This is a genomic window from Mycobacterium sp., assembly GCF_032159565.1.
Lineage (GTDB): Bacteria > Actinomycetota > Actinomycetes > Mycobacteriales > Mycobacteriaceae > Mycobacterium.
In genome coordinates this window covers 19124-28096 of record NZ_JAVHWR010000094.1, presented here as the reverse complement: position 1 = coordinate 28096, position 8973 = coordinate 19124, and the positions used below count along the sequence as shown (strand labels likewise).

At 63.8% G+C, this 8973-nt stretch carries 6 protein-coding genes and 1 pseudogene; 2 read left to right on the top strand and 5 right to left on the bottom strand.

Annotated features, from left to right (window positions below; translation table 11 throughout):
* Positions 1-435: 435 nt before the first annotated feature.
* Positions 436-3612 carry an ATP-binding protein gene (locus QOC76_RS11675; protein ID WP_526356994.1) on the top strand — a complete coding sequence of 1059 codons (3177 nt, stop codon included), beginning with the start codon at positions 436-438 and terminating at the stop codon, positions 3610-3612.
* A 624-nt stretch (positions 3613-4236) separates the two neighbouring features.
* On the opposite strand, the gene QOC76_RS11670 is transcribed toward QOC76_RS11675, so the two are convergent.
* Genes QOC76_RS11670 through QOC76_RS11660 form a run of 3 tightly spaced genes read right to left on the bottom strand, consistent with a single transcriptional unit; the run spans position 4237 to position 6427 of the window.
* Entirely contained in the window at positions 4237-4905 is a 669-nt protein-coding gene (locus tag QOC76_RS11670; protein ID WP_526356997.1) for an ATP-binding cassette domain-containing protein, read from the bottom strand.
* Positions 4896-5513, bottom strand: coding sequence for a hypothetical protein (locus tag QOC76_RS11665; protein ID WP_526356993.1), 618 nt, complete (start codon positions 5511-5513; stop codon positions 4896-4898). Before QOC76_RS11665 ends, QOC76_RS11670 begins: the two co-directional genes overlap by 10 nt.
* A complete protein-coding gene (locus tag QOC76_RS11660; RefSeq protein ID WP_526356992.1) occupies positions 5510-6427 on the bottom strand; it encodes a phosphatase PAP2 family protein in 918 nt (305 codons plus the stop codon). The genes QOC76_RS11665 and QOC76_RS11660 overlap by 4 nt, the downstream gene beginning before the upstream one ends.
* A gap of 114 nt (positions 6428-6541) precedes the next feature.
* Here QOC76_RS11660 and QOC76_RS11655 point away from each other — a divergent pair.
* Positions 6542-6661: pseudogene (locus QOC76_RS11655) on the top strand (response regulator); the annotation flags it as partial.
* 564 nt (positions 6662-7225) lie between these two features.
* Here the strand turns inward: QOC76_RS11655 and QOC76_RS11650 are convergent.
* A complete protein-coding gene (locus QOC76_RS11650) occupies positions 7226-8182 on the bottom strand; it encodes a polyprenyl synthetase family protein (protein ID WP_526356996.1) in 957 nt (318 codons plus the stop codon).
* Between the two features lie 92 nt (positions 8183-8274).
* Positions 8275-8958 (bottom strand): hypothetical protein, encoded by a 684-nt coding sequence (locus tag QOC76_RS11645; protein WP_526356991.1) that lies wholly within the window; start codon positions 8956-8958, stop codon positions 8275-8277.
* Positions 8959-8973 lie beyond the last annotated feature (15 nt).

The window sequence follows — 8973 nt, the reverse complement described above, 5'->3', positions numbered from 1 at the left end:
GCTGCTCAGCCGATTGCTCAGCCGGCTTCTTCTTCGTCACGCCATCCAGTGTCGTCATCACGGCACCTTCCCCGCCGAGCATCCCTCAGCGTGTCAGGCCGGAAACACCGTTTAATCCACAGTCCCGATCCTGGTCACATCTGCGGCGGCCAGGACGGCATCGTTTTGCATTCTCTCGATCCCCGGCAGGCATCAGCGTTGCGGAAGCTCACAGTAATCGGGCTATCAGCGTTGCTCATATGTACCCAGAGCGCCGTGTTGTCAATGTTCCGGTCAGTTGCGTAAGTCCGGTGTTGCGAGGACTATCCCGGTGTCCCGAACAATACGTAGGAGTCTCTAAACCTCGTGTCAGAGTCAGCACTGCGATATGACGGACATCGTTTACCGGCGATGAAACGATAGTGACGTGGACCCCAGCGGGAATGGTGTCGTGGAATGACCGCGAGGGGGCTGGTCTGTGGTTCGTGCGGCACCGAACTGTTGCTGAACTCGAAGTTCTGTAACGAGTGCGGGGCACCGGTCACACAGGTCAACCGATCGGCGGAATACAAGCAGGTGACGGTGCTGTTCGCCGACGTTGTTCGTTCGATGGACATCGCGGCCGCGGTGGGTCCTGAGCGGCTGCGCGAGATCATGGCCGAACTGGTCGACTGCGCCGGTGCGGTGGTGCACCGCTACAGCGGAACCGTCGACAAGTTCACCGGCGACGGGATCATGGCCATCTTCGGCGCGCCAGTCTCCCTTGAGGACCACGCTTTGCGTGCATGTCTGGCAGCCCTGGGCGTTCAGGAGGAAGCCAAGCGACTTGCCTCCGATGTGCAAGACCGCGACGGTGTGGAGCTGCAATTGCGGATGGGGCTGAACTCCGGTCAAGTGATCGCCGGCGAGATCGGTTCTCGGCCTATCGGTTACACCGCCGTCGGTGAGCAGGTGGGTATGGCTCAGCGGATGGAATCGATCGCTGCGCCGGGTGGGGTGATGCTCAGCGTCTCCACCGCGCGACTGGTTGATGGCACAGCGGCGCTGGGCGAACCGGAGAGGGTCCGCATTAAGGGCACAAAAGAACCAGTCACCGCCTACCGCCTGTTGGGCATAGCAGACCGGCATCGCGCTACTGAGCGCGGTGAGGCGAATCTAGTCGGTCGCCGGTGGGAGATATCTGCCGTCGAGGGCTTGTTGGCCCGTGCACTCGGTGGACATGGCGCTGTGGTTGGGGTGGTGGGTGAACCCGGCATCGGCAAGAGCCGTCTGGTGCGCGAGGTCGCCGCGACGGCAGCGGTCCGAGGTGGGAAGGTTTTCAGCGCCTTCTGTGAGTCACACACCAGCCAGGTCCCTTTTCATGCCGTGGGGCGTCTGTTGCAGGCCGCCACCGGCGTCGAGGGTCTTGACGGACAGGCTGCCCGCGCTCGAGTGCGAGACCAATTTCCAGACGCAGACCTTGAGGATGCGCTGCTGCTTGATGATCTGCTCGGCATCGCCGACCTGAATACTGCTATACCGACGATTGATCCCGATGCGCGTCGGCGGCGGTTGGCCGCGCTGGTGAACGCCGCCAGATTGTCCCGCCAAAGCCCGGCGATCTATGTCATTGAGGACGCCCACTGGATCGATGAGGTCAGCGAGTCGATGCTGAGCGATTTCCTTGCGGTGATCCCGCAGACGCCCTCGCTGGTGCTGGTCACCTACCGACCCGAATATCACGGCGCGTTGGCCCGAGTGGCCGGTGCCCAAACCGTAACCCTTGCCCCGCTCAGTGATTCAGAAACGGCAGCACTGGTCGCACATCTCCTCGGCGCCGACCCGTCGGTTGATGCGCTGGGCCAGAGAGTCGCCGAGAGGGCCGCCGGTAATCCGTTCTTCGCCGAGGAGTTGGTGCGCGACCTGGCCGAGCGCGGTGTGCTGCGTGGGGAACCTGGTGCCTACATGTCGGCGGCGGAGGTAGGCGCGGTGAGGGTGCCCGCCACGTTACAGGCGACCATTGCCGCGCGCATCGACCGGCTCCATCCAAAAGCCAAGCGCACGCTGAGCGCAGCGGCGGTCATCGGCTCCCGGTTCGGCCTCGGCCTACTCACGGTGCTCGGTGTTGAGCCGGTCGTTGACGAACTGGTGGCGGCCCAACTCATCGATCAGGTCAGCTCGACCAGACAACCGGAGTATGTGTTCCACCATCCGCTCATTCATTCGGTGGCCTACGAAGCACAGCTCAAATCGGATCGCTCCGAATTGCACCGACGGGTCGCCACCGCGGTCGAAGCCCGCGAGCCGGAATCGGGCGACGAAAATGCAGCGTTGATCGCAAAACATCTGGAGGCCGCCGGTGATCTGCACGCCGCCTACGGCTGGCATATGCGCGCCGCAACGTGGGCGACCAACCGCGACATAAGCGCGGCGCGACTGAGTTGGGAGCGAGCGGCCGACATCGCCGATGCCCTACCCGCCGGACACCCGCACCGGGCGGCCATGCGCATCGCCCCGCGCACAATGTTGTGCGGAACCGGCTGGCGAGTCCACGCCAACGTTGCCGGTGACCGCTTCGATGAATTGCGGGAGTTGTGCAGCGCCGCCGGGGACAAGGCGTCACTGGGCATCGCGACGGCGGGGTTGGTGGTTGGCTACGCGCATCAAGACCGGGTGCGCGAGGCGTCGCATCTGGCATCGGAAGCCTGGGCCCTCGCCGAGGCGGTCGGAGATGCGACCTTGACGGTGGGGCTGTCCTTTCCGGTGATCTACGGTCAAATCGAAAGCGCCGAGTGGAGTGACGTGCTGCGATGGTCACAGACTGTTATCGACCTGGCTGACGGTGATCTGTCAAAAGGCAATTTTCTTGTCGGGTCGCCGTTAGCACTCGCCTTTGCGTCACGGGGTATGGCCCGTTATTTCCTCGGTCGTCCGGGATGGCCAGAAGACCTCCGGCACAGCCTGGCTATGGCCCGCCGCGCCGACCCCGCGTCCTACGCCGGGGTTGTCGGCTATGTCTACTTGTTGGGGGTACCGTTTGGCGTGCTAAGGCCCGATGATCCTGCGCTGCAGGCGATCGAGGATGCTCTACGGATCGCAGAGCGATCCAGCGATGACGTCGTGATGGGCTTCACCAAGGCGACGTTGGCACTTGCGCTGGTGCATCGCCAAAACGCCGCGGAACGTGACCGCGGGCAGCAGCTCGGGGCCGAGGTCAGCCAAGTGTTCCTAAACCAAGGACACAACCTCTGCGATTTGCCGATCGTCGAGGTCTACTTGGCACGCGAAAGGGCTAGGGGCGGAGAAATCGATGGCGCCATCCCGCTCATGCGCGCCACCTGCGACCATCTCTTCCGCGACGGACGACTGCTGCTGTGGGGCGTTCCCGCGACAGGTGTGTTGGTGGAAACGCTGCTCGACCGCTGTGCCGACGGTGACGTGACCGAAGCCGAGGCCGCAATCGAGCGGTTAGCGGCGGCGCCAGCCGATGAGGGTCTGGTGATGCGCGACATCTGGCTGTTGCGGCTGAGGGCTCTATTGGCGCGGGCTCACCGCGATGACGCCGCTTACGCACGTTTTCGGGAGCGCTACCGCGGCATGGTGGAATTGCTTGGCTACGAAGGGTGTATCGCGTGGGTAGAGGAGATGCCATGACGGAGGCTGCTCCTTTGGGTGAAGTGACGTTCTTGTGCACCGATGTAGAGCGTTCGACCCGTCGATGGGAGGCAGAAGGGGACGGGATGCCTCAGCACTGATCGTGCGTGCCGTTGTGTTGCGCAAGGTGATTGAGGCGCACGCGGCTTTCTGTTCAAACACACCGGTTACGGGTATGCGACGCGTTGGCGTCGCCGACGTCCGCTGTGGATGCTGCGGTGCCCAGCAGCGGGGATTGGAATTGCCGGTGCAGATGGAATTGGCGGCAGGCGAGGCTGAACTGCGGGACGGGGACTATTTCGGGACGTGCTGAACCGGGCGGCGCAGGTGATGGCGGAAGGACGCGGCGGTCAGATCCTGGTAGCCGACTCGACAGAGGGTCCGCTCAGTGGCGTTGACCTGCTCGATCTCGGTCCGAGACGGTTGCGAGACATGCCGAAGCCGATCACTGTTTTCAGTTGCATGCGCCCGGCCTGCAGACGGATATTCCAGCGTTGCGGGCATTGGATACGAGTCCGGGGACTAGTGTCTTTGCTCGCATGGCGTCCACCTTACCTTTCGGTGGGGTACAGCACCAGCATGCTAGACTCGAAATACGTTTGGTACCAAAGCATTAGCGCACACTTAGTCTGTTAAATCACAACGGGTCACAACCGGTTCTCGCCGCCGCGTTCCGTGACGGAAGAGTGCTGCGCTTGGGCGGCCCACGCTCGCCGGGTTTTGGGGACCCATCGCAGTCGATTCGAAGCGGCAACACAATCGGTGCCGAAAGAACAGTGAACCGGCGACGGCACGGCCAAGCGCCGCGCCCGTCTTCCGCCCCGCTGGACCTGTCAACGAGAGCTTGCGGGCTGGCCGGAGCGTGACCCGTCGACCCGCAATCTGGTTTGGCTGTGGCGGCCATACGTCGATGGCACCACTGTGGTACCGGCCCACTGAGAGGACGCTGAGGGCCTTCGACGAGCCGCTATCCCGCGAGCAGGTTGGAGTTCTGAAAGAGCATGCCGATGTGGCGGGCCCGGATCGGGTGCGTTGAGGTTCAGGGCGGTGGCTGATCCGCCGGCCGGCGATGCGCACACTGCCGCCGTCGGGCTTGTCCATGCCGGCCAGACATGCCAGCAGTGTCGATTTGCATGACCCGGAGGTTCCGGTGACGGCGACGAATTCGCCACGCTCCAGCCTCAGCGATACTCCTTGTACCGCAAGGGTTTCCTCGTCGCCGGCACGGTAGAACCGGTACAGCGACCGGGCTTCCAGCGCCGGCGGTATCGCCGACTGTGCGGTCACCGCCATCGCAGTGAATCGGTGACGGTCCGCCATCGGTCGACGTTGTCGGCACCGGCCGCGCCCGACAGGGTCAGGATCACTTCGCGGCCGTCGCGCCAGAACTCGTAGCGCTCGATCGCGTCGGTTCCGGTTTTGCCGGTGACCGGGTTCCGGGGGGAGGTGTCCTGATAGATGATCACCATGGCTGGACCGGCCTTGCGTTGCACTGCAGTCACCATCCCGAGACGGTAGCCAGAGGTGGACGACGCGATGGCCGGTAATTCGTCGATATTCACCGACTCGGTATTGGGGGCGGTGGCGAGGGGGCGTGTCTCGATACGCACGGTGTTCGACTTGTCGGTGAAGATGGTCGCGGCGCCGTCGGTGCTGCGGGCCCACCCTTCGGGCACCGACACGGTGAACAGCCCGGTGGGCGCAGTGAACGGCACGAACGCTTGGTTTTCGGGGATGTCGCCGGCAGGGTTGCTCTTCGGTGTCGGCGCCCCCACGGCAGTGCTACTGCTGAGGGTGGCCGACCCCGACGGGGCGGTTCCGCTGGTCCCGCACCCGCCAAGAACCGCCGCGACAGCCAAGACCGCCGCGACACCCGACACTGTGCGCGTGATTCTTCTCATGGCTTTCTTTCAAGATGGGGTTCACTGATGTCGCGCGAGCTCGCGCAGCGCGTACCGTCGCGGTCCGCCGCGATGCGGGTGTCGCGGTTCACGCGCCCGGCGGCGTACGTCGTCAGCGCCGGGGCTTCACCGGGTGACGGCGCGGCCCGCGGGACGCCGTATTGGCCGAACCTGGCGTGGAGGGCCCCGAACACGGTGGCCCCGATAGTCACGAACACCGCGGCCACGATCGCCCCCGCGGCGACGTCGGTGAGCCAGTGCACACCGAGGTAGAGGCGGCTAGCGGCGATGACCAGCACACCGGTGACCACCCCGCTCGCCAGCCACGCACGCACTGTGCGGCTGCGCGCCGTTCCGACGCAGACAGCGATGATGCCGAGCAGCGCCGCGCTGCCGGTGACATGACCGGACGGGAATGACGGATCGGTCTCGAGGACTATCTGCCATTGCGGCGGGGGCCGCGGCCGATCGACCACTGCTTTGAGCGCGGTACTGGCCAGCGCCGCGGCGCCGACGGTGCCGAGGACAATGATTCCCGGGATCGTTGAACGTGCCCGCCAGCACAGCAGCGCCGCGCAGATCGTGCCGGCGGCCGCGGTCGCGATCGGGCTGCCCAGGTCGGTAATCACCGACGCGGCAATGTCGAAGCCGACGGATCGGTGCGCGACCAACCAGGACGTGGTGGCCGTGTCGAGCCTAGTTACCCACCCGTGGCTGTGGACTGCGATCACCAACGCTGTCAGGGCGGTGAGCAGCGCCGCGACGTGCATCGCGACAGCGATATAACGGTGGCGGGACAGCCGGCGGGCGCCGAGGACGAAGGCAATGATGATGAGCCCGGCCACCAAACTTCCCGGTGTGGCGACGACGGCGATCGCGACCCACACTGCGTTGACCGCGCTGACGTCGGACATGGTTCCAGCATGGCGGCCGGTAGCTTTGGCAACGCTGAGAAGGAATCGATGGCGGCCGAGCATTCTGCTCTGCTGGGATCATCGGATCGGTGAACCCGCAGATGACGGCGTCTCTTGCGCGTGCTATTGGTCGAGGACGAGTCCCGGCTTGCCGAGACGGTGCGTCGCGGCCTGGCCGCCGAGGGATTCGTCGTCGATGTCGAACACGATGGTGTGGACGGTTGGGCGGCCGCTGGTGAAATCTATTCTGCCGGACCAAAACTGGGCGTTCTTGGAAAGGGTCCGCCACAGCGCCTTTTATGCCACCCAGCTCCGCTACCTGCTCACCCAGTTAGACACCATTTCAAGAATCGCATTCAGCGCACGTTCTACGTCGGCACAAGGATCGGCCCGAGATAACATTCGGCACGATGAACGACGACGTCCTGGCCCGTTTTGATCCGGGACTTCCGCCGCCAAGACTTCGTCAGCGTCATTAGGCAATCCGCCTGGCCGGAATGACGTCGTTCCCTGATTTGGCTTAGGTAGTTGCATCCCTTGGCACCATAAACCTGTGATGTACCCGGACCTGGGATGCGTGAAGCTGTGGCGGTCAGACTATTTCGTCGCACGGTGGGATTGCGGTGAACCACGTGACCGGGCGGCATTCCTGCCCCCGGGATAACCCTGTACGTCAAGATCGCCCTCGGTGGCGAGGCCCCCGCGCAACCGCTCACCGGTATCTACGTTCCCATCGAGTCGGTACCGTCGTCGACATACTGCTGTACCTGCACGGGCACCACATCTGCGTTATCCCCGTTAACGCCACCGAGCCCACACGTACGGCACCAATGATCGAAGGAAATCGAGGTCTGGACCTGGCTCCGCTCCGGCAAAGGCGGCTTCGAAGTGGTCTTCGGCCACCGAGAGAATGCCCTCGGCGAATTCCGCCGCGTATTGGATGCTGCGGTATCGATCCATCATGTCCCGAATTGTCTGTATCTGATCGGCCGTCCGGTCGTCGCGGCTTCTACGCAAGTAATCGCGAACTATCTCAGCATCGGCCGCCCGAGCGTTTGCGCTAAGGTGAACGAGGGGCAACGTCCGCTTGCCCTCGTACAGATCGCCGAGTATCTCCTTGCCGTAGACGAATTCATCCCCAACAAGATTGAGCAAGTCGTCTCGAATTTGAAATGCCGCGCCGAAATGGAAGCCGAACCGTATCAACAGATCGAGTTCGGCAGTTCCCCGGGAGCCCACCAACGCACCCACCCGCAATGGATGGATGGTGGTGTACCAACATGTCTTGTGCATGATTAGTTCCAGGTAGTCAGCCGGCGTGAGGTCTTCGACGTTGTCGAATTGCCACCCGACCTCGAGGGCTTGCCCTTCCAGCGTTCGCAGGGCCATGGTGTCGAACTCCGTCCACACCCGGTCGGCGAGATCGCGGTCGAATTTCCGTGTGGCCTGACGTAACACCTGCCCAGCCACGACCGCCAACCCGTCACCTGCATTCAACGCCGCAGACAATCCGTAACTAGCCGCCAGCGTCGGGCGGCCCCGACGCATCTCGCTACCATCGGCGATATCGTCATGGACAAGAAAAGCGTTGTGCAACAACTCGATTGCCACCGCGACACCGAGCAAATCCTCAGTGTCGCCGCCGAAAGCCCGCCCAGCTGACAGGCATAGCGCCGGCCGAAGTGCCTTGCCAGCTCGCGACGGATACTCGCGCATCGGCGCGTACAACCACCGGCTCGGTTCCCCGTCTGGCATTGCGTCCAGCATCGATCGTCGAATGAGCTGTGCCACCTTGCGGAGGCGCTCGTCGACCCAGGAAACCAGGTCCACGCCGTCGGCGGTGCTTGTCACGACGGCGCAGCTTCGACCGCCAGCACCATCGGCAGCCATAATCCCGATCCGCCGGAAGCCAGGAGGTTTCCGCGATACGTGCCGGGGGCGACGTTTACCGCGACACTGACTTCCACGGCGATTCCGCGGCTGCTGCGCGGTGGCATCGCCACCATTTGCGGCAGCACACGGACGCTTTCGGGCGGAATGGTGTTGCCGTCGTGCGCCAAGAGCTCACTGCAGTGCACGGTCACGTCGCCGAAATCGGTTGCCCCGCGGTTGTGTAACCACACCTCTGTGGTGGCGACACCGGGTGCGGTGGTCACCAGCTCGATGCGACCGGCGGTTTCGACCTTCTCCAGGTCCACGACGGGTTCTTCGGGCCCAGAAGAATCTTGGGCCTCGGCTCCCAGCAGCATCTGTCCGATGACGGACCACCATGATTTGAGCAAAGGCGCAACATCCGTGGCGCCGAAGATGTCTGCGCGCTGTTCGTTGTTCAGCGGCGCGCTCGATATTGTCGGCCAATCCGTGCCGTTGAGGCCGCCTCGGGCGATTCGAACGAAGCGGTCCACCAGTTCGCCGGCCGCCCGAAACCCTTCGGCCTGGATCGAGTTGAGCGCACGTGCATTGGCGGCCGGATCGAAAACCGAGACCCAAGGTAGATCGTTGAAGCCGGCGTCATCGATCCCCCGATTCACCCGACGCCCCTTTCC